Raw genomic sequence first — 25,795 nt, 5'->3', positions numbered from 1 at the left:
CTCACACACCGATTTCTGACTGCACATACCGACTTCTGATCCCTTGCACCGGCTTCCGGCCGTTGCGAGGAACGCTGCGCCCGTCCCTCCCCCCTTCGGAGGGACGGGCGCAGCTGTCAGTGCAGGAACCTCATCGCCTGCTCGACCACGCGGCCGGGATCCTCGGTGGCGGGGAAGTGGCCGACATTCTCGAGCACACACACCTGGAGATCGGTTGCGTAATCGCCGAATTCGGTCATAGCGGTGATCGGGAACAGTGGGTCGCGATCACCGGCCAGCACCAGCGTCGGCACCCGCAGTCGCTGCCAGCGGAACCGGCCCGCCAGCAGGAGCGGGATCTCGTGCGTGACGAGATTGCGGTAGTAGGCGACCGTGGCCCGCACGCGGGCGGGTTCCTCGAACTGCGCGAGGAAGATGCGCCGGTCCTCCTCGGTCATCGTGTCCGAACGGTGAATCCAGTGGCGCAGTGCCCAATCCGGCGTCGCATGCGCCGCGACGTGCGAGCCCACCACCGGGGCGGCATTGGCCGCGATGTGCCACAGCCGGGTCGCGCCGGCGAGCACGTCCGGTGTCGGACCCAGGAACGGGCTCGCCGTATTCACCGCGATGTATCGCTGCAACCGGTCCGGAAAGCTCAGGGCCAGTAGATATCCCACCAGCCCGCCCCAATCGTGGCCGATGGCCTGGAATCGGCCGACGCCCAGCCGATCGAGCAGTCCGATGACGTCGCCGGCCATGACGCCGGGCCGGTAGCCGTCGATCGGCGCCTCGGACCAGCCGAGACCGCGCAGATCGGGGCAGATGACGCGGTACCGGGTTGCCAGGGGCCCGATGACATGTCGCCACTGCCACCAGTGCTGCGGCCATCCGTGCAAGAGCACGAGCGGCTCGCCCTGCCCGGCCAGCGCCACATGCGTGCGCAGTCCGGCGACATCTACGAAGCGATGCTCGATGCCCTCGATTACCGGCATTGCCCGCCTTCCCGCGTTGCCGTTCTCCGGCCACCTGCCGGCCGGCTCACGGCTGCGCCGGTCGCTGATTCCCGGCAGTGTGCGGGTCATCGGGATTCCGCTGCGGGAGTGGGGCTTTCGGCGGCGGAGCCGGAGTCGTCGGTGGTGTTGTGGAGGAAGGTGGCGATGGTGGTCGACAGGAGGGCGGGCTGGTCTTCGGGGGAGTAGGTGCGGGCGCCGGGGATGAGTTCGAGGCGGGCGTCGGGGAAGTCGGCGGCGAGGCGGTCGGCCCAGCGGCGGGTGAAGAAGCGGTCGTCGGCGGACCAGGCCAGGAGGACGGGACGCGGGAAGGTGGCGAAAGAGCGTGCGGCGGTGAGGGTGTGCTTCTTGTCGATGCCGCGGAGGACGCGGCGGAGGTCGGCGCGGATGTCCCGGGACCGGTCGACGGGGCGGGTGTAGGAGTCGCTGGCGGCGGGGTCGATGGGTTCGCGGCTGAGCCAGCCGTAGGCGTTCGGCAGGCGGCGGATCAGGTTCGAGCGCATGCCGATGCCGATCAGTGCCATGCCGCCGGGCAGTCGCGGCAGCAGCGACAGGTAGCGGTAGGCGGGTGGCGGGAAGTTCTCGTAGGCGTCGCAGGAGGTGAGGATCAGGCGTTGGATGAGGTCGGGGCGGGCGGCCAGGACGAGCTGGCTGATGGCGCCGCCGCTGTCGTTGCCGACCAGGGTGACCGGGCCGAGGTCCAGGGCCTCCAGGACGCCGATGACCAGCCCGGCGAGACCGGGCGGGGTGAGGTCGTCGGCGCCGGGTAGCGGGCGGGTGTGCGAGCCGAGGGGCAGATCGATTGCCACGCAGTGGAATTCGCGGGCCAGCGGTGGGATCACGCCGCGCCACAGGTTGGCGTTGGACAGTACTCCGTGCAGGAAGACGACGGGTTCGCCGGCGCCGCTGTGGAATACGTCGATGGCGCCCTCCGGCAGGGCGACGGCCCGCCGGGCGCCGAGGGCGGTGTCGCGCCAGGTGGCGCGGGTGTCGAGGGTGTGGTCCGTCATCTGAGAACTCCCCTTGGTCAGTGACAGTGAGCGAGGGCTCCAAACTAACAAACAGGCTGCCTGTTTTTCAATGGCTAGCGATAACATGCCTGGAAAAGGCGCAGAAAGGTGACGATGGCCAAGCAAGCCGAACGCTCCGAATCGACCCGCGCGGGCCTGGTCGCGGCCGCCCGCGAACTGTTCGCCGAACGCGGGTACGCGGCCGTCGGCACCCCCGAGATCGTGGACCGCGCCGGCAGCTCACGCGGCGCGATGTACCACCAGTTCAAGGACAAGCAGGATCTCTTCCGCGCCGTCTATGAACAGGTCCAGCAGGAGATCATGGCCCAGATCGGCGAGTCGATGGCCGAGGTCGATCGCACCGATCCGGCGGCCGCGCTGAAGTCCGGCCTGCACACCTTTCTGCTCTCCTGCACCGATCCCGAACGCATTCGCATCTCGCTCATCGACGCCCCGGCCGTCCTCGGCTGGCAGGAATGGCGGGCCCTGGACGAGCAGTACGGGCTCGGCCTGGTCATCGCCGGCCTCGAACAGGGCATCGGGACCGGCGTGCTGCGCTCGGATCTCGCCATCCGGCCGGTGGCGCTGATGATCCTGTCCGCGCTCGGCGAGGCCGCGCTGTTCATCGCCGGCGCCGCCGACCCCGAAACCGCCCGCGCCGAGACCGAACCCGCCATCTTCGCCCTGCTCGACGGCCTGCGGGCCGGATGAATCCGCCAAGGCTCCGCGAAACATCTTGGCTGGGGCCAGAATCGAGGGCGTGACGGACCTGGTGTTGAGCGCGGAACGGAGATCGTGGCTGGCCGAGCTGCTCGGGGACGAGACGCGGTTACGGACCGAGTACCCGCGCGTGGCCGAATATCTGGAGACCGCGGGCATGCTGCCGGGCAGCGGCGACGAGCGCGCCGACGCCGCCTTCGATCTGCGGATGGTGCACTATCTGACCGGCGGCGAATCGGAGACCGGGAATCCGTACTGGGACATCGTGGGGCCCTCCGTGTTCGAGCACGAGGGATGCCGGGTCGTCAATGGCGGCCGGGTGAAGGGGAGTGCGCGGCTGGGGTTCGCGCAGACGATCCTGCAGGCCGCCTACGCCTACGCGATTCCGTCACCGGAGACGCTCGGCTGGGTGTCGGGATTCTGCGCCGGCCGGCCGCTGGTGGAACTCGGTGCGGGGCGCGGTTATTGGGCCGCGCAGCTGGCCCGCGCGGGCGTGCGGGTGGACGCGTACGATTTCGAGCCGCCGGATGCCGCCGAGAATGTGTCGTTCCCGGCCGCGCAGGGCCAACCGGACGTCTGGTATCCGGTGGATGATCTCGCGGGCTTCACGGAAAGATCGCGCGCCGGTGCGGATTACGTGCTGCTGCTGTGCTGGCCGCCGGGCTGGGGAAGCACCATGGCCTCCGGCTCGCTGGCGGAGTTCGCGGGGGCGGGCGGGGAACGGCTGGTCTTCATCGGTGAGCCGAAGGGCGGGAAGACCGGGGACGACGCGTTTTTCGACGCGCTGGCCGCCGGATGGGAGCGCGCGGCGCAGGACGCGCGGTACGTGTCCTGGTGGAACCTGTCGGATGTCGCGCAGGGCTGGGTGCGGCGGACCTAGCCCGCGTTGCGGGGCGCCTCGGCTTCGCCCGGCGGTTCGATGCCCCAGTCGTCGAGGTTCATGCGGAAGACGAAGCCGTCGTAGCGGTCTCGGGGGTACGAGATGTCGGCGACCATGAGGACGCGTTCCTCGGGGTCGAGGAAGCGCTGGTGGACGGCCTTGACGAGGTCGCCTGCCGGGGTACCGAGCCATTGGGCGTGGGTTTCGGTGGGGAGGCGGTCGGCGAGGGTTTCCTCCAGGAAGCGGGCGGCGGTGGTGTCCTCGATCTCGGGCGGCTGGTAGGTGTCGGAGATGGAGATGGGGCGGCCGTCTTCGCTGGCGCGGGTGACGGTGTGGGTGATCTCCTGGCCGATCTGCAGGCCGAGCCAGGAGGCGAGGACTTCGGTGGCGAGGATGCGTTCGGTATCCCGCTCGACCCGTACCTCTCGGTCTGTTTCATTGCCGAAAGAGGTTTCCGGGCTTTCCAATTGCCGCTCCGGCGCCACCCGGATCAGATTCGGGCGATCGGTGACGAAGATCCCGCGCCGTTCCACCGTGCGGACCAGGCCTTGGCTGGCAAGCAATCTCACCGCCTGACGCACCACGATCGGCGAGACGCCGCTGCGTTCGGCGATGTCGGTGAGGCTGGGCAGGCGGCTGCCGGGAGGTAGCGCGCCGGTCCGGATTCGGCGTGCGTAATCGCCGGCGATGGAGACGTAGGCCGGTTCACCCATGGCGCTGAATCCCTTCGAATCTGCGGCATCTCGATGATGACGCGTGATTTCAGTATATGGGGGTGGGTATGCACAAATCGACAATGCGTATACGCATCTGCGCATACACTTGGCGTACGGGAGTTGAATCGAATCTGTGAAGGGGTAGCTGTGAGATTTCGACCGACCGCGGTCGGCTACGTGCGCAGCGATGTCAGCGGCGCGCGACAAGCCTGGGACGAAGAACGGATCCGCAGTCGCGCAAAGCGACTCGGGTACGACTTCGCCAAGATCGTGGTCGCCGATGCGAGATCCGGGGGACAAGGGCAGGGCGGCGGAGCGTTACTAGCGGGGCTGAAGGCCACCCTGCGGCGGCTCGACGCCGAGGCGGTCATCGTCCCCAGTGCGAAACATTTTGTCGGTGAACAGGTTCCGAGTGATCTGGTGCAGCTCGTCGACGTGATCACCGTCGAACCCGAGGAGACCTACGCGCGCTGGGCCATCCCGCCGATCCCACCGGATCAGCGGTGAGTGTCAGTCGTTCCCGCCGGCCCAATCGTCGCCGTGCTCGTGCCGCAGGTGCTCGGCGAGAATGGCGGCCTGCGAGCGGCGGGCCAGGCCCAGCTTGCCGAGCAGTGCCGACACATAGTTCCGAACGGTCTTCTCGGACAGGAAGATCGCGGCGGCGATCTCCTTGTTACTGCGGCCCTGCCCGATATGCGACAGGATCTGCCGCTCGCGTTCGGTCAGGTCCACACCGGCCAGCGGATCGGCGCGATCCGTCCGGTGCCGCAGCCGCGCGGTGACCTCCGCGGCGGTCCGGGGATCGATGAGGGATTCCCCGGCCGCCACCCGGCGGATCGCCGTCACCAGCTGCGGACCGCGGAGCTGTTTGAGCACATAGCCTTTGGCCCCGGCCAGCACCGCACCCAGCAGCGCCTCGTCATCGGAGAACGAAGTGAGCATGAGGACATTCAGATCCGGCAACTCCGACAGGAGGTCACGGCACACGCTGACACCGTCACCGTCCTCCAGCCGGACATCGAGCACCGCCACATCGGGTCGCACGGCCGGTACCCGGCGCAGCGCCTCGGCGGCCGTACCCGCCTCCCCGACCACCTCGATATCGCCCTCGGCCTCCAGGAGATCCTGGACGCCGCGGCGCACGATCTCATGATCGTCGAGCAGGAAGACGCGGATCTTGGCTGAGTTGTCCACGGCAACATCTTCGCAGGTCTAGTAGGTGACGAGCTCATATGACTCGAACTCCTGCCGGGCCTGATGATCTCGTCGGCGGCCCAGAGCTCGTCGAGGCCGTTCTTGTCGGCCATCTTCTCCACGATGAGCCGGTCCACGCCGTACAGCGCGACGCGGCGGTAGTCGCCGATGATGCGGCCGCGGCCGTAGGTATCCGGCAGACCGGTGACGAGGCCGGCGCTGCGGGCGGCGCGAATGTCCTCGGTGTAGGCGTCGAAAACGCCGTCATTGTGGGTCTTGCGGTACTCGGTAAAGATCTCGGTGACGCGCGGGTCCTCCTCGACGCCGTACGCGCTACCGATCATGGTCATCGTTGACTCCTTTTCCAGCCGAATGCTCCGATTCCATGCTGGACGGTCGCGACAGTCGGCGGCAGAGACAAATGTCCCCAGGTTGCCGATGGGTAGCCTTTCGTCATGCCGGAAGAACCGTGGGGTCTCGTACCGGATGAACTCCGCGAACTGACCGCCTCCCGGGAACGACTGCACGATCTCGTGGAGGCCGTATACACCGTGGTTTCCGACCTCGACGTGGCCGTCGTACTCCGGCAACTGGTCGCGGCGGCCGTCCGCCTGGTCGACGCCGAATACGGCGCACTGGGATTGCTGCCACCCGGCGACGACACCGAACGGCGGCTCGACGAGTTCGTACAGGTCGGCATGGACGAGGCCACCGTGCAGCGCATCGGGCACTGGCCACAGGGCGGGGGAGTGCTCGGCGCGGTACTCGCGGGCGAGGATCCGGTGCGGCTCACCGACCTCACCACCCATCCGGCCTTCGAGGGCTGGCCCGCCGGGCATCCGGATATGCGCAGCTTCCTCGGCGTACCGGTGCGGATCCGCGGGCGGCTGCTCGGCGACCTGTATCTCGCCAACAAGCGTGGCGGCGGGCAGTTCACCTCCGAGGACGAGCGGATCATCGAGGCGCTGGCGGTCATCGCCGCCGTGAAGATCGCCAATGTCCGAATGTACGAGCAGGTGCAGCTGGATGCGGTACGGCGGCAACAGGATTCGATCAAGATCGCGCTCATGGAGGACCGCGACCGCATCGCCCGCGACCTGCACGACACGGTCATTCAGCGCATCTACGCCTCCGGGCTCGCCCTGCAGGGCGCACTGCGGCTGGCGCCCGCGCACGAAGTCGCCGAACGCCTGGAACGCGTGGTCACCGCGCTGGACGAAACCATTCAGGACATTCGCGCCACCATCTTCTCGCTGCAGTCCACGACCGGCGGATCCGGCGGATTGCGCAGCGAGATAGCCGAATTGGTGACCGCCGCGGCCCGGCACCTGGGCTTCACCCCGGCCCTGCGCCAGCGCGGGCCGATCGACACCGCGGTACCGGCGGAGACCGGCCGGCAAGCGGTGGCCGTCCTCCGCGAATCGCTGTCCAATGTGGTGCGGCATGCCGATGCCACCCGCATCGACGTGGCCGTCACCGTAAATCCGGACGAACTACGTATTTCGGTGGCCGACAATGGAATCGGCGTCGGTGATGCACACCCCCGCGGCGGCCTCCGTAATATCGCCGACCGCGCCACCACCCTCGGCGGCGTCCTCGAACTCGGTCCCGGCCTCGACGGCCGCGGCACCGCCCTGCTGTGGCGGGTACCCCTCCGTCGCGACTGACGGGAGCAGCCCAGGCCGAGGGCTCTCCTGCCTCTGGATCGGTGATCGACGACCGGACCGGAGCCGACCGGAGAGTGTCGGAGCGGAGTCCCGATCGGATCGGTCCGAGACATAAGCGATTACGCCACCCCCTGCGCAAACAGGGGATGGCGTAATCGGGTCGGGTTGGTGCCTAGTTGGACGGGTTCGCTTGCGGCTGCGCCGCTTGCGTGGGCGGCACGGCCGGCGCGGGCGCCGGGACGGTACTGGTCTTGTCCGCCCACTTGGTGGTGCCTGCGGGCGCGTTGAGGGTGTTCAGGAGGTCGAGGCCGGAGGCGATCAGCGTCGGGCCGCCGAGGGCCACGGTGCCGATGATGCCGCCGACACCCGCGCCGGTGACGAGCCCCGGGACACAGCCCGCGGCAATGGTCGCCACGCACCCGATGGTCGCGCCGAGGGCGGTGCCGATGAAGGTGCCGACGGCTGTCGCGAGACTGAACTGGGTGGTGAAATCGTTCTGCGCGCGCTGATCCTCCAACTGGGAGGCAATGGGCTGCACCGTGACCGGCTGCGTGAAGGTGAGACCGGCCGGCTTGTCCGGGGTCAGGTTCAGCACCGTGCCGTTCTGCTCCACGGCCGGTTTCACCGGGATGTCGATCGGGCCCAGGTGGACCTCGAGCGGCAGCGTGAGTAGCACGTGCCCGGCATCGTCCTTCACATCGACCACGTTCACGACCTTGGCCGGATCGACAGGCGTGCCGTCCGCGGCGACGGTGACACCGTCGCGCTGCGTCAGGCGTTGCGTACCGCCCGCGGCCAGATCACTGTCGAGAGCCTGAGATAGTGCGAAGGTGCCGCCCTTGAGAGTGGTGACGACCGTCTTGTCCACCAGCTTCGCCGAATAGGCGATATGCGGGGCAGGGGCGGGGTCGGCATTCGCCGAACCGGCCAGGACGGTCGATGCTGCCCCCTGAACTACGAGGGCGCCGATCACCAGGGAGGCTGCCGCGGTGGTGCTGCGGAACTCCATGCGGTATCCAATCCGATCATCAGGTGTGGGGCAGATCCAAACAGTGGAGCTTAACGGAGACCGTGGCATCCAGAACTGTTGGATCGCAATATGTCCGGTCTGAACAATCGAGCAACTATCCGATAATTATTCGCCCGCGGGGGTTAGCCACGGCGTCGCCAACTCTAACGCCCGGCGATACATGTGTCCGCCGAACGAGGCAGACTTCAGGAATGAGCCTCAGGTACAGCGCCGGCGTCCTCCTCTTCCGCCGATCCCCCGACCTGGAAGTACTGATCGGCCACATGGGCGGCCCCCTCTGGGCGAAGAAGGACGCCTCCGCCTGGTCCATCCCCAAGGGCGAATACGAACCCGCCGAGGAGGAACCACGCGCCGCCGCGGCCCGCGAATTCGGCGAAGAGCTGGGACTTCCCGTCCCCGAAGGCGAGTGGATCCCGCTCGGGGACGTCGAATACGGGTCCGGCCGCAGCCGCAAACAGGTCACCGTCTGGGCGGTCGAAGCGGACCTCGATCCGGCCGATGTGGTGCCCGGCACCTTCGAAATGGAATGGCCGCCGCGCTCCGGGCGGAAAGCCGAATTCCCCGAAATAGACCGGGCCGCCTGGTTCACCCCGGATATCGCCGACGAGAAGCTCGGCAAGGGCCAGCGCCCATACCTGGATCGTTTGCGCGCTCACCTGGCCGACGCCGGCGAATAGCCGTACCGCGTTCGCAGTACGCCAAGAGTCCACGCCTGGACGATGACCGTCACCCCCGCGCCGCGGCAGTGTGATGAATGCCGCGCTTGCGGACCATCGTTCGGGAAAGGACTTCGATGACCGAGTCACAACTCACTGCCGGGATCCAGCCCGTGGTGCGGACCTGCCCGTTCAGCCCGCCGGAGGAATACCGGGCGCTGCGCGAGCAGGATCCGATCACGGAGGTCACGCTGCCGGACGGCATTCCCGGCTGGCTGGTCACCCGGTATGCGGAGGTGCGCGCGCTGCTGTCGGATACCCGGTTCAGTTCGCGCCGGCGCGGCATCTCGGGCGGTGTCGACCGGGCGCTGGACGAACTCCCGGAGGCCGCGCCCGGCTGGTTCATCATGATGGACCCGCCGGACCACACCCGCCTGCGCCGGCTGCTCACCGGTCATTTCACCGTGCGGCGGACCCGCGAGCTCGCGCCCGCGGTCGAGCGGATCGTCACCGATCACCTGGACGCCATGGCCGCGCAGGGCGGCCCGATCGACCTGGTGCAGGCCTTCGCGCTGCCGATTCCGTCCCTGGTGATCTGCGAGCTGCTGGGCGTGCCCTACGCGGACCGTGAAGAGTTCCAGCACAATTCGGCCACCCTGCTGCGCATCGACACCACCGTCGAGGAGACGCGGCGGGCGCAGCGGGAAATGAACGAGCTGATCACCAGGCTGGCTGCCGAGAAGCGCGCCCGGCCGACCGGCGACATCCTCAGCGCGCTCGCACAATCCGGGGAGCTCACCGACCAGGAGCTGGCCGGTGTCGGCGTCCTGCTGCTGGCCGCGGGCCACGAGACCACCGCGAACATGATCGCCCTCAGCACCCTGTGCCTGCTCCGGAACCCCGAGCAGCTGGCCCGGTTCCGCGCGGAACCCGACCAGGCCGACGGCGTCGTCGAGGAGCTGCTGCGCTACCTGAGCGTCATCCAATTCGGCGTCCGCCGAACGGCTTCCGAGGACATCGAACTGGGCGGGCGGCTGATTCCCAAGGGCAGCACAGTCGTCGCGCACCTGCCTGCCGCCAACCGCGACCCGGAACACTTCACCGGCGACCCGGAAACCCTGGACCTGCTGCGCCTGCATCAGCCGCACCTGGCCTTCGGCTTCGGCATCCACCAGTGCCTGGGCCAGCAGCTGGCGCGACTGGAAATGCAGGTCGCGCTCACCGCCCTGTTCCGGCGCTTCCCCGGCCTGCGGCTCGCGGCGCCGGTCGCGGACATCCCGATGCGCGACGAAATGATCGTCTACGGCGTTCACGAACTGCCGGTGACCTGGTAAAAGGAGCATTCCATGCATATCAGCATCGACGAGGGCAAATGCTGCGGCGGCGGCCAGTGCGTAGTGGCCGCGCCCGAAGTCTTCGACCAGCGCGACACCGACGGCGTGGTCGTCCTGCTCGACGCCGACCCGCCCGAAACCCTGCTGCCGCAGGTGACGGATGCGGCGGCACGCTGCCCCGCACTGGCCATCCGGGTCGATCACTAGTGCCCGCTCTCGAACACATCGTCGTGGTGGGAGCCTCGGCCGCGGGACTGACCGCGGCCGAAACCCTGCGGCGCGAAGGCTTCACCGGAACGCTCACCATGATCGGCGACGAGATCCACGCCCCCTACGATCGCCCGCCACTGTCGAAACAGGTGCTCACCGGCGATCGGGCACCGGAACAGCTCGCGCTCCGCGCCCCGGACCTCCTCGGGCGACTCGACCTGGAGCTGCGATCCGGTTGCCGCGCAACAGGTGTGGATACCGCGGCACGCATCGTCACGTTCGCCGACGCGAACCACGCGCCCGGCCGGACGCGCACCGCGGACCGGGTGCGGTACGACGGCCTCGTCATAGCCACCGGACTGCGCCCCCGCCTCCTGCCGTCCGGGCACGACCTGACCGGGGTACACGTGCTGCGCACGATGGACGACGCCCTGACCCTCCGCGCGGAACTGACCACGGCGCCCCGCGTGGTCGTGATCGGCGGCGGCTTCCTCGGCAGCGAGATCGCAGCATCCGCCCGCGAACTCGGCCTGGACGTCACCCTCGTGGATGTCGAGCCCGCACCCCTGACCCGCCAGTTCGGGCCGGTCGTAGCGGACCTGGTGGCCGGCCTGCACCGCGACCACGGCGTGCGACTGCGCATGGGCCGCAAGGTATCCGCTCTCGAAGGCGCGCACGGCCGGGTCACCGCGGTCACCCTCGACGACGGCACCCGGCTGCCCGCCGAGGTGGTCGTGGTCGCGATCGGCTCGACACCGGCCGTCGACTGGCTCGCCGATTCCGGTCTCCCGCTCGGCGACGGCCTGCGCTGCGACGAATACTGCCGTGCCGCACCGGACATCTACGCCGCCGGCGATATGGCCAACTGGCCCCACCCCGCCCTCGGCGCCCGCATCCGGCTCGAACAACGCACCAATGCCGGCGATCAGGCCGGCACCGCCGCACGCAATCTGCTCGCCGAGCCCGGACAGGAAACGCCCTATGCCCCGGTCCCTTTCGGCTGGACCGATCTATACCGCGACAAGATCCAACTCCACGGCTGGTGCCCCGCCGGCGCCCGCGTCGAGATCGTCGCGGGTGACCCGGGCGACCGCAGCTTCGTCGCCCTCTACCACCGCGGCGGCCGGGTCGTCGGCGCCCTCGGCTGGAACAGCGTCCGCACGCTGCGCGAATACCGCTGCCGTGTCACCGCGCCGGCTGACCCGGTCCGCGGCGCCGGGTAGGTACCTTGGCGGCGTGCTGATGATCGTGCGGTGGTGGTTGCGGGACCGGCCGTGGCTGACCGACCTCGTCGTCGCGGTCGGATGTTTCCTCGTGGCCACGCCGGTGGCCGCCACCATGGCATACCTGCGGCACAGTCCCGTCGATCGGGCGGTCGGCGGGCTCGTCCTCACCTGTGTGCCACTGCTCGCGCGGAGTCGATGGCCGATAGCGGTGGTGGCGGCGACGGTCGTGGTGGAAGCCGGACGCTACCTGGTATTTCCCTACTCCACGCTGCCGCCCGCGGCCACCGCGGTCGCACTCTTCACCGTGGCCGACCGGGTCGACAGGCGCACGGCGTGGCTGGTCGGAGTCGGTGCCGCGGTGCCGCTGGTCGCCGCGATTCTGATCTCGCAACCGCATCCGCTGGATCTTTCGAGCGCGCTCGGGCAGGTGGCGTGGACGCTGCTCGGGGTCGCCGCGGGCGACGCCGTCCGGACTCGCCGGGAACTGCTCGCCTCGGTCGTCGAACGGGCGGAGCGGGCCGAGCACGATCGGGAGATCGAGGCCGGCCGCCGGGTCGCGGAGGAACGGTTACGCATCGCACGCGAACTGCACGATGTGGTGGCCCATCACATCACGCTGGTCAATGCGCAGGCCGGAGTCGCACACCATCTGATGCGCACCAATCCCGAACACGCTTACCAAGCGCTCGAACGCATTCGCGATACCAGCCGGACCGCCCTCGACGATCTGCGCGCCACCGTCGGGGTACTGCGCGCCGGTGACGATTCCGCGCACGCCCGGACCCCGTCACCCGGGCTCGCGGACCTCGGCGAGCTGGTGCAATCCTTCCGGCACGCGGGACTGGACGTCACGGTCGAAACATCCGGCGACGCAGCGGAACTGCCCCCGCTCACCGACCTGACCGCATACCGGATCGTGCAGGAAGCCTTGACGAATACCCGCAAGCACGCGGGCGCCGCCTCGGCCCGGGTGCGGCTGGATTACCGGCCCGATCGGCTCCGGGTCACCATCGACGACGACGGCCACGACCCTGCCGGCGGCGGCTCCGGCTACGGGCTGATCGGCATGCGCGAACGGGTGAAGGCCGTCGGCGGCACCCTCATCGCGCGGCAGCGACCGGAGGGCGGCTTCCGGGTGACGGCCGAATTACCCCGGCGCACAGGACGAAAGGGCGGATCATGACCATACGGGTGCTACTCGCGGACGATCAGGCTCTGCTGCGCGACTCCTTCCGGATGCTGATCGACTCCACCGACGGCATGGAAGTGGTGGCCGAGGCCGCGAACGGGCGCGAGGCCGTCGAATTGGCCCGCGAACATCGAGTCGACCTGGTGCTCATGGATATTCGCATGCCGGACCTGGACGGCCTCGACGCCACCCGCCTCATCAGCGCCGACGAGGACCTCGCCGGCGTGAAGGTCTTGATACTCACCACTTTCGAACACGAGGAGTACGTCGCCGAGGCACTGCACGCGGGCGCGAGCGGCTTCCTCGGCAAGGGCATCAACGCCGACGAGCTGCTCGCCGCCATCCGCGTGGTGATGTCGGGCGACGCCCTGCTGTCACCCACTGCCACAAAGGCTCTCATCACCCGCTTCCTGGCCCAGCCCGATCCCGCGCGCTGGGATCCGCCGGACCAGCTGGCCCCGCTCACCCCGCGGGAACGCGAAGTGGTCACCCTGGTGGCGACCGGCCTGTCCAACGACGAGATAGCCGAACGCCTCTACGTCACGGCCCTGACCGCCAAGACCCACGTCAACCGGGCCATGACCAAGCTGGGCGCCCGGGATCGCGCCCAGCTCGTCGTCATCGCCTACCAGACCGGCCTGGTCCGTCCCGACCCCCGGCCCTGAGCGACGGACGTCAGAGGCGCGGGTCGACGGGTTCCGTCTCCAGGGCGAGGACCGCGAAAACGGCCTCGTGGACGCGCCACAAAGGTTCGGCGGCCACGAAGCGGTCCAGCGACTCCAGGCCGAGGGCGTATTCGCGGAGGGCGAGCGAGCGCTTGCCGCCCAGACCGCGTCTACGCAGCTGACGCAGGTTGTCCGGGCGCAGGTACTCGGGGCCGTAGATGATCCGGAGGTATTCCGGGCCACGGCATTTCACCCCGGGCTGCACCGGACGGCCACTACGCGAACCCGAGCCCGCGACCAGGGAATCCAGTGGTTTGACCACCATGCCCTCGCCGCCGGCCGCGGTGAGCTCGGTCCACCACGCGGTTGCCGCGGATTCACTGTCCGGGTCGGACAACTCCACCAGTAGGCGCCGGGTGGGGGTGAAGAGCTCCGGGTCGGCGGCGACCAACCGGTCGATCCGTTCCAGATGCCAATCGTGTTCGCGCACGGCGAAGTTCACGCCCTCCGCCGCCAGGATCTGGAACGGCGCCAGACGGACACCGTCCAGTCCATCCACCGGCCAGCAGTACCGGCCGTACGCGGCGGTGAAAGCATCCGCGTCCGACCGGCGCGCCGTGGTGCGCTCGGTGAGGTCACCGACATCCAGACCACGGGCCGCCGCGGACGCCAGCACCCCGGCGGCCGAACCCAGCGTGGCCCGCGCCGCCGCACCGACCGCCGCGTACTGATTGCGCAGCAGGCCCATGGCCTTGGCCGACCACGGCATGAGCTCGGTATCCAGCAGCAACCAGCCGGTGTCCAATTCCTCGAACAACCCGGCTTTCTCGGCCGCTGCCCGCACCCGCGCCAGCAACGCCTCGGTCCGCTCCGGCGAATCGAAGAACGGGCGACCGGTCCGCGTGTACACCGCCCCGGTACTGCCGTCCTCGACGCCGAAACGATCCCGCGCCGCCGCCCGCGATCGCGAAACCACCACGACCGCACGCGAACCCATGTGCTTCTCCTCGCACACCACCGTGCCGACACCCTCCGAGCGGTAGTACTCGAAGGCCTCCGCCGGATGCTCCAGCAGCCCGTCCAGCGCGGTAGTGGCGCACGGCGACATGGTCGGCGGCAGGTACGCCAGCCAGCGCGGGTCCACGGCGAAACGGCTCATCACCTCGAGCGCCGCCGCGGCCGCGTCCTCCTGCACGCCGACCCGGCCCAGGTGACGGGTCTCCACCGCACGGCGGCCGGTCACGTCGTCCAGGTCGAGCACGCCCGGATCGCGGTGCACCACACCGGAACTCGTGACGAATCCCGGCGCTTCCAGTGGGCGCACCGGCTCGAACCACACCTGCTCGGCGGGCACCGATACCGGCTCCCGCTCCGGATAGCGCAGCGCGGTCAGCTTGCCGCCGAACACCACACCGGTGTCCAGGCACAACGTGTTGTTCACCCACACCAGCTCGGACATCGGCGTGTGGCCGTACAGCACCAGCGCCTTACCGCGATAGTCGTCGGCCCACGGGTAACGCACCGGCAGACCGTATTCATCGGTCTCCCCGGTGGATTCGCCGTACATGGCGAACTCGCGCACCCGCCCGGAGGCGCGGCCCTGGTACTGCTCCTTCAGGCCCGCGTGCGCGACCACCAGCTTGCCCTCGTCGAGCACGTAGTGACTGATCAGGCCGCGCATGAATTCGTGCGCCGCCTTCCGGAACTCCGGATCCTCGGCCTCCAGTTGCGCCAGCGACTCGCCCAGGCCGTGCGCCACCTTGACCTTGCGGCCGTCCAGGGCGCGCACCAGCTTGAACTCGTGATTACCGGTGACGCACAGGGCATTTCCGGAACCTGTCATGCCCATGACGAGCCGCAGCACGCCGGGAGTGTCCGGCCCACGGTCCACCAGGTCGCCCACGAAGACCGCGGTACGGCCCTCCGGATGCCGTGCATCCACCGGGCGGCCCGCGGCATCGCGCTCCAGCGCGTAGCCGAGTTCACCCAGCAGCGTCTCCAGTTCGGAACGGCAGCCGTGGATATCGCCGATCACGTCGAACGGCCCGGTGAGGTCGCGGCGGTCGTTCCAGAGGCGCTCGTCCACGATGGTCGCGGCCTCGATCTCCTCGACCCCGTGCAGCACGTGCACCTTCCGGAAGCCCTCACGCTCCAGGAATTTGAGGCTCCGCCGCAGCTCCCGCTGCTGCCGGGACACCACGTGCGGACCCAGGTCGGCGCGATCCAGGCGCAGCGCATTGCGCTCCACACAGATCTTCTCGGGTACATCCAGCACGATCGCCACCGGCAGCACATCGTGCGCGCGCGCCAGCTCGACCAGCGCCTGCCGCGACTTGGGCTGCACATTGGTGGCGTCGATGACCGTGCGCAGGCCGCGCCGCAGCCGCACCCCGGCCACGTGATGCAGCAGTTCGAAGGCATCGTTGGTGGCGCTCTGATCGGCCTCGTCATCACTGACGAGACCGCGATAGGCGTCCGAGGACAACACCGCCGTGGACCGGAAGTGCTGGTGCGCGAACGTCGATTTACCGGACCCGGAACTGCCGATCAGTACGACCAGCGAGAGCACCGGGATGGACAGCTCAGCCATTACGCGGCTCCTTTCTCATCGCTGTCGTTCTGTTCCGTGGTGATTCCCTTGTGTTTCGTGAACACGGCCATCTGGGTGGACGCACCCCGCTCCGCATCCTCGGGGCCGACCGGCTCGAATCGCACGGCATAGCCGAACCGCTCACCGACCCGGTGCGCCCAATCCGCGAATTCCGCACGGCTCCACTCGAATCGGTGATCGTGATGCCGGAACACGCCCGGCGTCATGCCCTCGTAGAGCGCGTTGTACTCGCTGTTCGGCGTGGTCACGATGACGGCGCCCGGTGCGGCGGAACCGAATACGGACTGCTCCAGCGCGCCGAGCCGGTTCGCGTCGACGTGCTCGATGACCTCCATCAGCACCGCCGCGTCATAACCCTGCAACGAGGCATCGGTGTACGTGAGCGCGCCCTGCCTCAGGGTCACCCGCTCGGCCTGCCACACCGGCAGCCGGCGCAGCCGCCGCTGCGCGATCCGCAGCGACATGACCGACACATCCACACCGACGATCTCGCTGAAAGCACGGTCCGTCACCAGCTCGCGCAGCAGCGCACCCGGTCCGCAGCCGAGATCCAGCACCCGGCTGGCGCCGACCGCGCGCAGTGCGCCGACTACCGCCGCCCGGCGCAGCACCGCCAGCGATGGCGGCTTACCTGCTTCGGGTTCCGTTGTCGCGGTATCGGATTCGGCCGTATCGTCCACGGAGTCGTCGACGGCGCCCAGCTCCTCCGGCTCCGCATCGTCGAGCTCGGCGAGACGGGCCAGCGCGACCTGCACCAGCGAGTGCCGGCGCGCCAGATAGCGCTGGGTGATCCAAGCGCGCTCCGGGTGACCGGGCAGCCAGGACTCGCCCATGCGCAGCAGCTTGTCGATCTCGGTGGCGTCCAGCCAGTAGTGCTTCGAACCGTCCAGCACCGGCAGCAGGACATAGAGGTGCGAGAGCGCGTCCGCCAAACGCAGGGTGCCGGTCAATTCGAGTCGCACATAATGCGAATCGCCCCAGTCCGGGAAGGCCGGATCCAAAGGCAGGGGAGTGGCCGTCACCGTCCAGCCGAGCGGCGCGAACACCCGCTCGGCATACTCCGGCCCGCCCTTGCACGGCACCGCCGGCAGTTCGATACGCAAGGGGATCGCGGTCTCCGCGAGTTCCGGTCGCTGCGCGCACCGGCCGTGCAACGCGGACCCGAACACCGTGGAGATCGCCACCGCCAGCAGCGACGACGCCGCATACGGGCGGTCGTTCACATACTGGCCGAGGCTGAATTCGGGTGTGTTCCGCGACTTTCCGCGGACCAGGCGCACCGGATCGATTTCCAGCAGCAGCGCGGCCGTGCACCGTTCTTCGTCTGCTTCGGGGTAGAACACCTGCGCCACCCCGTACGACTGGTCGAAAGATTGCATGCGCGAAGGATTCTTGTGCAGCAGAAAGCCCAGATCGGTCGCCGCCCAGGCGGCGCCCTCCGGTCGCGTACAAGAAATCGTCAACAGCATCCTGAGATGCTCCCGTACGCCGAAAGGGCCCGCAAACCATTTCCCGTCCAGGAAATTCGTGGTACGCCGCCACGTCGCCGATATCGCGGCGCCGCTCCACGACTCGCCGCCATACCGCCCCGGCGAGAGGCGGACACGCCGTGTAGGTTTCGGCGCGGCGTCGCAAATCGTTGCGGCAGCACCCGATTTCCGGCAAACGGAATCAGACTCGGCGAACAGGAGCGGGAATGCGTTTGGCAGGCACGATCGGCGTGATCGCGGCAGCGGGGCTGTTACTCACGGGCTGCAGCAGTAGCGGCAACGACAGTAAATCCGATCCGACCTTCACCGTCGCGCTGCCGCAGACCAACGGCAAGGACTGCTCGATCAAGGTCGAGGGCGGCTTCGGGCAGGCCCCCAAGATCGATATCCCCGACGGCTGCGAACCGCCGAAGGAACTGTTCACCAAGGACCTCGTCACCGGCACCGGGCCGGGCGCGGTCGCCGGGCAGGCGCTGAGCACCAACTACACCCTCGTCACCTGGTCGGACAAGAAGAAGCTGGACAGCTCCTTCGATCGCGGCCAGACGCTGCCCCTGAAACTGGGCGCGGGTCAGGTCATCCAGGGCTGGGACCAGGGCCTCGTCGGCATCCAGCAGGGCACCCGCCGCCTGCTGGTCATCCCGCCGAACCTCGGCTACGGCGACACCCCGCCCCCCGGCATGCACCCGGGTGAGACGCTGGTCTTCGTCACCGACGCCGTCAAGGTCGGTAGCTGACAGCAGCCCTCCACCAACTGAGACGCGAACCCCCCGCACCAGCCGGGATTCGCCTGCCTCACCAGGGCGACCGGTCGACCGACCGGCCGTGGCCGCGCACTGCTGCGCGACCGGTTACACGGCCCTGGGGGCCGTCAACTAACCTGGTCGGGATGCGTTGCGGGGGGAACCTAGACGTCAACGATGAACTACGAACAAGGAGCATGTCCGTGAAGAGCACCGTCGAGCAGCTGAGCCCGACTCGGGTCCGCATCAATGTCGAGGTGCCCTTCGAGGAGCTGAAGCCGGACTTCGACAAGGCGTACAAGGCGCTGGCCTCGCAGGTCCGTATCCCCGGCTTCCGCCCGGGCAAGGCCCCGGCCAAGCTTCTCGAGGCCCGCCTGGGTCGCGGCGCCGTGCTGGAGCAGGTCGTCAACGATGTGCTGCCCAAGCGCTACAGCGACGCCGTCACCGCCTCCGACGTGAAGGTCATCGGCCAGCCGGAGATCGAGATCACCAAGATCGAGGACGGCCAGGAGCTCGCCTTCACCGCCGAGGTCGACGTGCGCCCGGAGATCGCCCTCCCCGACTACGGCACCCTGAAGGTCGAGGTCGACCCGATCGAGATCACCGACGAGGACATCGACCAGCAGCTGCAGTCGCTGCGGCAGCGGTTCGGCACCCTCAAGTCGGTCGAGCGCGCCATCGAGAACGGGGACTTCGTCTCCATCGACCTGTCGGCCACCGTCGACGGCGCCGAGGTCGAAGAGGCCTCCACCACCGGCCTGTCCCACGAGGTCGGCTCCGGCCAGCTCATCGAGGGCCTGGACGAGGCCCTCATCGGCCTGAAGGCGGAGGAGTCCAAGGACTTCAACTCCACCCTGGTCGCCGGTGAGCACGCCGGCAAGGAAGCCGTCATCACCGTCAAGGTGAGCTCCGTCAAGGAGCGCGAGCTGCCCGACGCCGACGACGAATTCGCCCAGCTGGCAAGCGAATTCGACACCATCGACGAGCTGAAGGCCGACCTGAAGACCCGCGTCGAGCGCGTCAAGAAGGTGCAGCAGGCCGGCGAGATCCGCGACAAGGTGCTCGAGGCGCTGCTCGCGGCCGTCGAGATCCCGCTGCCCGAGAAGGTCGTGCAGGCCGAGGTCGACGCCGTCAAGCACGACGCCGTCCACGGCTTCGACCACGACGAGGCCAAGCTGGCCGAGGCGCTCGAGGCCGAGGGTTCCTCGCTGGACGAGTTCAACAAGGACACCCAGGAAGCCGCCGAGAAGTCGGTCAAGACCCAGCTGCTGCTGGACGCCGTCGCCGAGGCCGAGAACACCCAGGTCGGCCAGGACGAGCTGTACGAGCGGATCATCTTCCAGGCGCAGCGCTACGGCATGTCGCCCGATCAGTTCATCCAGCAGATCCAGCAGGCCGGTCAGCTCGGCGCCGTCTTCGCCGACGTCCGCCGCGGCAAGGCCCTCGCCGGTATCGTCACCCAGACTGTCGTCACCGACACCGCGGGCAACACCGTGGACACCGCCGAAATGTTCGGCACTCCGGCCGAAGAAGCCGAAGAGGTTTCCGCCGAGGAGCTCGCCGAGGTCGCCGACGCCACCGAGGCCGAAGCGTAATAGCGTAAGTTTTGCGCTGTGAGCGAAGCAGGGCGGTACCGGGAGTTCGGTGCCGCCCTGCTTCGTTAGGGTTTGTGTCAGCGCTGGAACTTCCGAAGTGATCAGTAGGGGCTTGTAAACCGAGCCGTTGAGAGAGGGCAGGTATCCGTGACAATCAATCAGGCAGGGGTGCAGATGACATCCGCGACTGCTGGTCTGAACCTCAGTGATTCGGTCTACGAGCGCCTGCTGCGCGAGCGAATCATCTTCCTGGGCACCCAGGTCGACGATGACATCGCCAACAAGCTCTGCGCGCAGATCCTGCTGCTGTCGGCCGAGGATCCGACCAAGGACATCTCGCTCTACATCAACTCGCCGGGTGGTTCCGTGACGGCCGGTATGGCCATCTACGACACCATGGAATTCGCGGACTGCGATATCAAGACGGTGGGTATGGGCCTGGCGGCGTCGATGGGTCAGTTCCTGCTGGCCGCGGGTACCAAGGGCAAGCGGTTCGCACTGCCGCACGCGCGGATCATGATGCATCAGCCGTCCGCCGGTATCGGTGGTTCCGCCGCCGACATCGCCATCCAGGCCGAGCAGTTCGCGTACACCAAGCGTGAGATGAACGAGCTGCAGTCGCGCTTCACCGGTAAGTCCATCGAGCAGGTGACCGCCGACGCCGACCGCGACCGCTGGTTCACCGCGGCCGAGGCGCTGGATTACGGCTTCATCGACCACGTGGTCACGCACGCCAGCCAGGCGAACGGCGCCGGCAACTAGGTCCGCAGCCCACCACACAGACTTTGGAGACATCTATGTCCAACATGATCGATCCGCGGGCCGCGGGCATCACCTTCGCCGCCGCCGGCGCTCAGATGCCGCAGTCGCGGTACATCCTGCCGTCCTTCGTCGAGCACTCCAGCTTCGGCGTGAAGGAGTCCAACCCGTACAACAAGCTGTTCGAGGAGCGCATCATCTTCCTCGGCGCGCAGGTGGACGACACCTCCGCGAACGACATCATGGCGCAGCTGCTGGTGCTGGAATCCCTTGACCCGGACCGCGACATCACCATGTACATCAACTCGCCCGGTGGTTCCTTCACCGCGCTGATGGCCATCTACGACACCATGCAGTACGTGCGCGCCGATGTCGCGACCGTCTGCCTGGGCCAGGCCGCCTCGGCCGCCGCCGTGTTGCTCGCCGCCGGCGCCCCCGGCAAGCGGGCCGCGCTGCCGAACGCCCGGGTGCTGATCCACCAGCCGTCCACCTCGGGCGGTATCCAGGGTCAGGTGTCCGATCTGGAGATCCAGGCCGCGGAGATCGAGCGCATGCGCCGGCTCATGGAGACCACGCTGGCGCGGCACACCGGCAAGGACGCGGATGTCATCCGCAAGGACACCGATCGCGACAAGATCCTCACCGCCGACGAGGCCAAGGAATACGGCCTCATCGACACGGTGTTCGAGTACCGCAAGCTCAGCGCTCAGAAGTAGTTCGCAGGGCGCGCAGGAAGTTCGCGAGGCGGCGGGATCGTTATCGGTCCCGCCACCTGCGGCAGGGGTGAGAACACACACTGTCCGTCGAGAAACGTGCCCAACTTGTCGACCTCGGTCGCGTACAGCGGGTACGGTCACTCTAGGGACCTTTGCTCGTGGTTGTCGGCTCTGCCTTTGGATAGAAAAAGCCGAATCGCCGGATCCGCAAACTCAGGGGTCGCGGCTTACGCTCGAAGAAGGCAGCTCGCCGGCAGCCGGGGACAGACGGTTGCACGCGGACAAGGAAGTAGGGACCCAGGAGATGGCGCGCATCGGTGATGGCGGCGATCTGCTCAAGTGCTCGTTCTGCGGAAAGAGCCAGAAGCAGGTCAAGAAGCTCATTGCGGGACCGGGGGTGTACATCTGCGACGAGTGCATCGACCTGTGCAACGAGATCATCGAAGAGGAACTCGCGGAGTCGAGCGAGGTCAAACTCGATGAGCTGCCGAAGCCGCAGGAGATCCGGGACTTCCTCGAGCAGTATGTGATAGGTCAGGACCCGGCCAAGAGGACCTTGGCGGTCGCGGTCTACAACCACTACAAGCGAATTCAGGCCGGCGACAAGGGCCGCGACTCGCGCGGCGAGGCCGTCGAGCTGATGAAGTCGAACATTCTCATGCTCGGACCGACCGGTTGCGGCAAGACCTATCTGGCGCAGACCCTGGCCAAGATGCTGAACGTGCCCTTCGCGATCGCGGACGCCACGGCGCTCACCGAAGCCGGTTATGTCGGTGAGGATGTCGAGAACATCCTGCTGAAGCTGATCCAGGCCGCCGACTACGACGTGAAGCGCGCCGAGACGGGCATCATCTACATCGACGAGGTCGACAAGATCGCCCGCAAGTCGGAGAACCCGTCCATCACCCGTGACGTGTCCGGTGAGGGCGTGCAGCAGGCGCTGCTGAAGATCCTGGAAGGCACGCAGGCGTCGGTGCCGCCGCAGGGCGGTCGCAAGCATCCGCACCAGGAATTCATCCAGATCGACACCACCAACGTGCTTTTCATCGTCGCTGGTGCGTTCGCGGGGCTGGAGCGGATCGTCCAGGATCGAGTCGGCAAGCGCGGCATCGGTTTCGGTGCGGAGGTCCGCTCGAAGCAGGAGATCGACACCGCCGATCACTTCGCGGACGTCATGCCCGAGGATCTGATCAAGTACGGTCTGATCCCCGAGTTCATCGGCCGGTTGCCGATCGTCGCCTCGGTCACCAACCTGGACAAGGAATCCCTGGTCCGGATCCTGGCCGAGCCGAAGAACGCGCTCGTCAAGCAGTACGTGCGCCTGTTCGAAATGGACGGCGTGGACCTGGAATTCAGCCAGGACGCGCTGGAAGCCGTTGCGGACCAGGCGATCCTGCGGGGTACCGGCGCGCGTGGCCTGCGGGCCATCATGGAGGAGGTCCTCCTCCCGGTCATGTACGACATCCCCAGCCGCGATGATGTGGCCAAGGTGGTCGTCACCGCCGAGACCGTCAACGACAATGTGCTGCCGACCATCGTGCCGCGCAAGCGGCAGTCGGGTCCGGAGCGCCGCGAGAAGTCGGCGTAACCTTCCGCTACGACGAACGGCCCTGCGAGATCCTCGCGGGGCCGTTTTCGTTGGCTGTCAGAGCCAGGGTGGGGATCGCCGTTGATCCTCGAGTTCGTCTTTGAACCTTCTTGCTCCGCTACTCCGGAAATCGGTGCGTGGCCTTCACCTGTTACGACGGACCGGCGCGGCGGGATTCATCGGCGGCGGGGAAATCTCAGCGTGAAGGGCGCCGGCTCGGGCACCGGGAAGCGTTCCCGCGGCGCCACCAGCATGCAGGCCAGGCCCAGCGCCGGAAGCGCAAGCGCGCCAATGAGACTGCAGACGTAACTGGTCGTCCCGAGCTCCGCGGGCCGGTGAAAGAGGTGGTAGATGAAGTGCGGCACGCCGAATACCAGCCATCCGAGTCCCGCCACCCGGGCGATCACACTGTCCCGGAACCACAGCGCGGCCGCGGTCATCACGCCCATGGCGAGGAAGAACGCCCCCACGTCACCGGTCAGATGATGGTTGTAGGGCCCGTCCACGCTCACCCAGTGCACCCCGAACCCCGGGAAATTGTCATAGAACGACATCGGCCCGAGGATGGCCCACACCCCGATGATGATCGCCTGCGCCGCGAGTATCCCCAGCATGATCCAGAGCGCCACCCAGCGTCGGCGGTTCACCTCCAGCCGCATCCGCACGTGCACGCCATCCCCCGTGCCCCGCAATGAGATCCGCATCGGCCCTCCCAGCTCTCCCGGCTCGACTTGCAGTCACGGTAGAGCGGCGGCGGGCGGCGGGCAAGAGCCCCCGCCCGCACCCGGCCTCAGATATCTTCCATCCGCATATCGTCCGGCCCCCAGTACGCCTTCATGCTGACGATCTTCCCCTCATCATCGAACTCCATGATGTCGATGGGCGACAACGTCATCTGCTTGTCCCCGAACTTCGTCACCAACGTGAACGAAACCGCCACATGCCGCCCCGCCGACCGCACACTGTGCAGCTCGGTAGTCCGCTCCAGATTCTCCAACGCCCCGTACATCTCTCGAATGGCGTCATGCCCCACCCGAGCGGCACTCCCGATCGGATCCTCCACCACAGCCCCCTCCGCATACAGCGAAAGAATCTGCTCGGTAGGCCCCGAAGCCACCAACTTCACATACTGTTCCGCCACGTCACGAGGCTGCGCTGCCATGAGAACTCCCAACGAATTGAAACCTGTTCCACCCGCACCCTAGCAGCCCCCCACCCCCGAATTCCCCCCTCGACCCCACTCTCCGAGACCGGCCCTCATCGCCCCATGAGCCGCCGAAGGTTCTCCAGACCAAGCTTTTCGGCGAGTGTCAACTCGGCATCGTCGATGGCAAGGGCATCCTGCAGCACCGGGAACTCGTCATCGTGATCGATGTCGTTGAGCATGTATGCGATGTAGTCCACGTCGGGATCGTCATGCCGTCGCCCGAGTACACCGAGCACCGCCAACAGCCCCGCCTTACCGCCTGATTTGACCAGCGCTTCGGCGGCCTCCACCTCCACGGTGACCACATCGTCGGCAAGCATCTGCTCCAAACGCTCGCGAGCGGCAGGCTGATCGATATGGCCCCTGAGCTCGGGGATGGACGCCAGTCGCTCGAAAGCGTCAGCTTCGTGTGAGTGCCGCAGCGCGGACTCCAGATCGGTGTCCTGCGGGTCTGCATTCATCACGGAATCTCCTCGGGGAGAGCGGGTCTGACGCTGTCTCGAAGGGTTCTGGCATAGATCTCGCCGGAGTTCGGATTGATGTTTCTCTCGATGTCGACGACGTGCGGTGTCGGAATGTACTCACGGGTCGTCTTGTCCAGGTGCGGCCTACCGGTCAGGTCCACACGCTTCGTCGCGATGCCGTCCGAATCATAGAAGGAGTAGTTGGTGATGTTGCCCTGCGGATCGCGTTTGACCAGGTATCCGTTCGGTGGACCGCCCTGAGTCGGTAGGTTTCCATTCGGCCAGCTGCGCCTTGTCGAGCTCATCCTTCAGAACCCCTTTGCCCATCATGCGCCGCGCGAACTGCATCAGGCTGGTTCGCGCTTCTTCGATCCATTTGCCTACTTTCTCGGCCAGCGATCCGACGCGTTCGAGGAGGGTTTTGCCGAGGCGGGTGGTGATTTCTCTTGCCTTGGTGGCCAGTTCGGCGATGATGGTGGCTATTCGGCGGGCTTTTACTGCTAGGCGGGCGCCCAGGGCGGTGTTGCCTATCCATTCGGAGAGGCCGGCGGTGAAGGGGGTGAGGAGGGCGAAGGCGCCTTCGGCTATGCCGGTTTCTATGGCGAATTCTTTTAGTTCGGCGAGGATTTTGTGGTGGGCCTCGTCCAGTTGGGTGGCGTAGGTGCCGCAGGCCTCGCCGAGGAGTTGGCAGATGTCGCCGAGGTCTGTCAGGTCGGATTTGCGGTCGTTGCAGGTGGCTGTGGCGGTGGGGATTTCGTCGGATTGCGAGCTGCTGAGGAGGGAAATCGCTTGGGGGACTTCGGCGGCGAGGAGGCGGAAGTCGGCGGCGGCTGTGTGCCAGGCGGTTTCCGCGGAGTGCAGTTGGTCCTGGTGGCCGTTGGGCCAGGCCCAGCCGACCATGTCCTTGATGAGAGACCAGCCGAAGGGTTCGGGGATGCCGTCACCGGCGGCCGAAGGGGCCGATTCGACCAAGCAGAGGGACGGGAGCAACCGGGGAGCCGCGGGCGGCGGGACGTCGTTGTGATTGGCGGCCGCGCCGTCGATGAGACGCTGCAGTCCGGGGAGGTCCACGCGGTAGTCGGCGCTCATCGGCTACACCACTGGCGGCAGGTCGAGGCTGGAGCCCGCCTGATCGG

27 protein-coding genes and 1 pseudogene are annotated in these 25,795 nt (G+C 67.6%); 15 read left to right on the top strand and 13 right to left on the bottom strand.

The genetic code is table 11. The features are described from left to right. Window positions 1-116: 116 nt before the first annotated feature. A complete protein-coding gene (locus ACIP5Y_RS06130; RefSeq protein WP_400348024.1) occupies window positions 117-1,061 on the bottom strand; it encodes an alpha/beta fold hydrolase in 945 nt (314 codons plus the stop codon). Next, window positions 1,058-1,999 (bottom strand): alpha/beta fold hydrolase, encoded by a 942-nt coding sequence (locus ACIP5Y_RS06125; protein WP_400348022.1) that lies wholly within the window; start codon window positions 1,997-1,999, stop codon window positions 1,058-1,060. The genes ACIP5Y_RS06130 and ACIP5Y_RS06125 overlap by 4 nt, the downstream gene beginning before the upstream one ends. Window positions 2,000-2,113: 114 nt before the next feature. Between ACIP5Y_RS06125 and ACIP5Y_RS06120 the strand changes: the two genes are divergently transcribed. Together ACIP5Y_RS06120 and ACIP5Y_RS06115 are read left to right on the top strand one after the other, a co-directional pair. Beyond that, a complete protein-coding gene (locus tag ACIP5Y_RS06120; protein ID WP_400348020.1) occupies window positions 2,114-2,710 on the top strand; it encodes a TetR/AcrR family transcriptional regulator in 597 nt (198 codons plus the stop codon). Window positions 2,711-2,759: 49 nt separating this feature from the next. Then, window positions 2,760-3,599 (top strand): hypothetical protein, encoded by an 840-nt coding sequence (locus ACIP5Y_RS06115; protein ID WP_400348019.1) that lies wholly within the window; start codon window positions 2,760-2,762, stop codon window positions 3,597-3,599. Here the strand turns inward: ACIP5Y_RS06115 and ACIP5Y_RS06110 are convergent. Further along, window positions 3,596-4,312, bottom strand: a complete 717-nt coding sequence (locus ACIP5Y_RS06110; protein ID WP_400348017.1) for a GntR family transcriptional regulator — start codon at window positions 4,310-4,312, stop codon at window positions 3,596-3,598. The genes ACIP5Y_RS06115 and ACIP5Y_RS06110 overlap by 4 nt on opposite strands. A 150-nt stretch (window positions 4,313-4,462) precedes the next feature. Between ACIP5Y_RS06110 and ACIP5Y_RS06105 the strand changes: the two genes are divergently transcribed. Next, window positions 4,463-4,822: a hypothetical protein gene (locus tag ACIP5Y_RS06105; protein ID WP_400348016.1), complete on the top strand. Its 360-nt coding sequence runs from the start codon at window positions 4,463-4,465 to the stop codon at window positions 4,820-4,822. Window positions 4,823-4,825: 3 nt separating this feature from the next. On the opposite strand, the gene ACIP5Y_RS06100 is transcribed toward ACIP5Y_RS06105, so the two are convergent. Together ACIP5Y_RS06100 and ACIP5Y_RS06095 are read right to left on the bottom strand one after the other, a co-directional pair. Beyond that, window positions 4,826-5,509, bottom strand: a complete 684-nt coding sequence (locus ACIP5Y_RS06100) for a response regulator (protein WP_400348014.1) — start codon at window positions 5,507-5,509, stop codon at window positions 4,826-4,828. Between the two features lie 77 nt (window positions 5,510-5,586). Then, window positions 5,587-5,835 (bottom strand): annotated as a pseudogene (locus tag ACIP5Y_RS06095) (pyruvate formate lyase family protein); the annotation flags it as partial. A 129-nt stretch (window positions 5,836-5,964) separates the two neighbouring features. Between ACIP5Y_RS06095 and ACIP5Y_RS06090 the strand changes: the two are divergent. Continuing rightward, a complete protein-coding gene (locus ACIP5Y_RS06090; protein ID WP_400348013.1) occupies window positions 5,965-7,176 on the top strand; it encodes a GAF domain-containing protein in 1,212 nt (403 codons plus the stop codon). 172 nt (window positions 7,177-7,348) lie between these two features. On the opposite strand, the gene ACIP5Y_RS06085 is transcribed toward ACIP5Y_RS06090, so the two are convergent. Then, window positions 7,349-8,185, bottom strand: a complete 837-nt coding sequence (locus ACIP5Y_RS06085) for a hypothetical protein (RefSeq protein WP_400348011.1) — start codon at window positions 8,183-8,185, stop codon at window positions 7,349-7,351. Between the two features lie 212 nt (window positions 8,186-8,397). Between ACIP5Y_RS06085 and ACIP5Y_RS06080 the strand changes: the two genes are divergently transcribed. The 6 genes from ACIP5Y_RS06080 (at window position 8,398) to ACIP5Y_RS06055 (ending at window position 13,486) form a co-directional block, all read left to right on the top strand. Further along, window positions 8,398-8,883: an NUDIX domain-containing protein gene (locus ACIP5Y_RS06080; RefSeq protein WP_400348009.1), complete on the top strand. Its 486-nt coding sequence runs from the start codon at window positions 8,398-8,400 to the stop codon at window positions 8,881-8,883. A 116-nt stretch (window positions 8,884-8,999) separates the two neighbouring features. After that, window positions 9,000-10,196: a cytochrome P450 gene (locus ACIP5Y_RS06075; RefSeq protein WP_400348007.1), complete on the top strand. Its 1,197-nt coding sequence runs from the start codon at window positions 9,000-9,002 to the stop codon at window positions 10,194-10,196. Window positions 10,197-10,208: 12 nt separating this feature from the next. Next, window positions 10,209-10,403, top strand: coding sequence for a ferredoxin (locus ACIP5Y_RS06070; RefSeq protein WP_400348005.1), 195 nt, complete (start codon window positions 10,209-10,211; stop codon window positions 10,401-10,403). Beyond that, entirely contained in the window at window positions 10,403-11,629 is a 1,227-nt protein-coding gene (locus ACIP5Y_RS06065) for an NAD(P)/FAD-dependent oxidoreductase (protein ID WP_400348003.1), read from the top strand. The genes ACIP5Y_RS06070 and ACIP5Y_RS06065 overlap by 1 nt, the downstream gene beginning before the upstream one ends. 19 nt (window positions 11,630-11,648) lie before the next feature. Continuing rightward, the gene (locus ACIP5Y_RS06060) at window positions 11,649-12,815 is read left to right on the top strand and encodes a sensor histidine kinase (protein ID WP_400349159.1); all 1,167 of its coding nucleotides are present in this window, start codon (window positions 11,649-11,651) and stop codon (window positions 12,813-12,815) included. Then, window positions 12,812-13,486: a response regulator gene (locus ACIP5Y_RS06055; RefSeq protein ID WP_400348001.1), complete on the top strand. Its 675-nt coding sequence runs from the start codon at window positions 12,812-12,814 to the stop codon at window positions 13,484-13,486. The genes ACIP5Y_RS06060 and ACIP5Y_RS06055 overlap by 4 nt, the downstream gene beginning before the upstream one ends. A 10-nt stretch (window positions 13,487-13,496) precedes the next feature. Here ACIP5Y_RS06055 and ACIP5Y_RS06050 read toward each other — a convergent pair whose 3' ends face one another. Beyond that, window positions 13,497-16,076 (bottom strand): polynucleotide kinase-phosphatase, encoded by a 2,580-nt coding sequence (locus ACIP5Y_RS06050; RefSeq protein ID WP_400347999.1) that lies wholly within the window; start codon window positions 16,074-16,076, stop codon window positions 13,497-13,499. Further along, window positions 16,076-17,566 (bottom strand): 3' terminal RNA ribose 2'-O-methyltransferase Hen1, encoded by a 1,491-nt coding sequence (locus ACIP5Y_RS06045; protein ID WP_400347997.1) that lies wholly within the window; start codon window positions 17,564-17,566, stop codon window positions 16,076-16,078. Before ACIP5Y_RS06045 ends, ACIP5Y_RS06050 begins: the two co-directional genes overlap by 1 nt. A gap of 227 nt (window positions 17,567-17,793) precedes the next feature. Between ACIP5Y_RS06045 and ACIP5Y_RS06040 the strand changes: the two genes are divergently transcribed. The 5 genes from ACIP5Y_RS06040 to clpX all read left to right on the top strand — a co-directional run bounded on the left by ACIP5Y_RS06040 (window position 17,794) and on the right by clpX (window position 22,988). Further along, window positions 17,794-18,324 (top strand): FKBP-type peptidyl-prolyl cis-trans isomerase, encoded by a 531-nt coding sequence (locus ACIP5Y_RS06040; protein WP_400347995.1) that lies wholly within the window; start codon window positions 17,794-17,796, stop codon window positions 18,322-18,324. A 209-nt stretch (window positions 18,325-18,533) separates the two neighbouring features. Beyond that, window positions 18,534-19,925, top strand: coding sequence for a trigger factor (gene tig / locus ACIP5Y_RS06035; RefSeq protein ID WP_400347993.1), 1,392 nt, complete (start codon window positions 18,534-18,536; stop codon window positions 19,923-19,925). A gap of 174 nt (window positions 19,926-20,099) precedes the next feature. Beyond that, complete coding sequence (locus ACIP5Y_RS06030; RefSeq protein WP_400347991.1) at window positions 20,100-20,687, top strand: ATP-dependent Clp protease proteolytic subunit; 588 nt, start codon at window positions 20,100-20,102, stop codon at window positions 20,685-20,687. 95 nt (window positions 20,688-20,782) lie between these two features. Next, the gene (locus ACIP5Y_RS06025; protein WP_400349158.1) at window positions 20,783-21,400 is read left to right on the top strand and encodes an ATP-dependent Clp protease proteolytic subunit; all 618 of its coding nucleotides are present in this window, start codon (window positions 20,783-20,785) and stop codon (window positions 21,398-21,400) included. Between the two features lie 304 nt (window positions 21,401-21,704). After that, complete coding sequence (gene clpX / locus ACIP5Y_RS06020; RefSeq protein ID WP_400347989.1) at window positions 21,705-22,988, top strand: ATP-dependent Clp protease ATP-binding subunit ClpX; 1,284 nt, start codon at window positions 21,705-21,707, stop codon at window positions 22,986-22,988. Window positions 22,989-23,164: 176 nt separating this feature from the next. Here the strand turns inward: clpX and ACIP5Y_RS06015 are convergent, their stop codons facing one another. From ACIP5Y_RS06015 to ACIP5Y_RS05995, 5 genes are all read right to left on the bottom strand, one after another. Further along, a complete protein-coding gene (locus ACIP5Y_RS06015; protein WP_400347988.1) occupies window positions 23,165-23,692 on the bottom strand; it encodes a hypothetical protein in 528 nt (175 codons plus the stop codon). Between the two features lie 86 nt (window positions 23,693-23,778). Further along, window positions 23,779-24,150, bottom strand: a complete 372-nt coding sequence (locus ACIP5Y_RS06010) for a nuclear transport factor 2 family protein (protein WP_400347986.1) — start codon at window positions 24,148-24,150, stop codon at window positions 23,779-23,781. Window positions 24,151-24,245: 95 nt separating this feature from the next. After that, window positions 24,246-24,659 carry a hypothetical protein gene (locus ACIP5Y_RS06005; protein ID WP_400347984.1) on the bottom strand — a complete coding sequence of 138 codons (414 nt, stop codon included), beginning with the start codon at window positions 24,657-24,659 and terminating at the stop codon, window positions 24,246-24,248. Further along, window positions 24,656-24,964, bottom strand: coding sequence for a polymorphic toxin type 24 domain-containing protein (locus ACIP5Y_RS06000; RefSeq protein WP_400347982.1), 309 nt, complete (start codon window positions 24,962-24,964; stop codon window positions 24,656-24,658). The genes ACIP5Y_RS06005 and ACIP5Y_RS06000 overlap by 4 nt, the downstream gene beginning before the upstream one ends. After that, a complete protein-coding gene (locus tag ACIP5Y_RS05995) occupies window positions 24,846-25,748 on the bottom strand; it encodes a hypothetical protein (protein WP_400347981.1) in 903 nt (300 codons plus the stop codon). Before ACIP5Y_RS05995 ends, ACIP5Y_RS06000 begins: the two co-directional genes overlap by 119 nt. Window positions 25,749-25,795: the final 47 nt, after the last annotated feature.

It is taken from the genome of Nocardia sp. NPDC088792 (assembly GCF_044750615.1).
Taxonomy (GTDB): domain Bacteria; phylum Actinomycetota; class Actinomycetes; order Mycobacteriales; family Mycobacteriaceae; genus Nocardia.
Note: the sequence above shows the minus strand (reverse complement) of the source record. Positions and strands in the feature narration are given on the sequence as shown.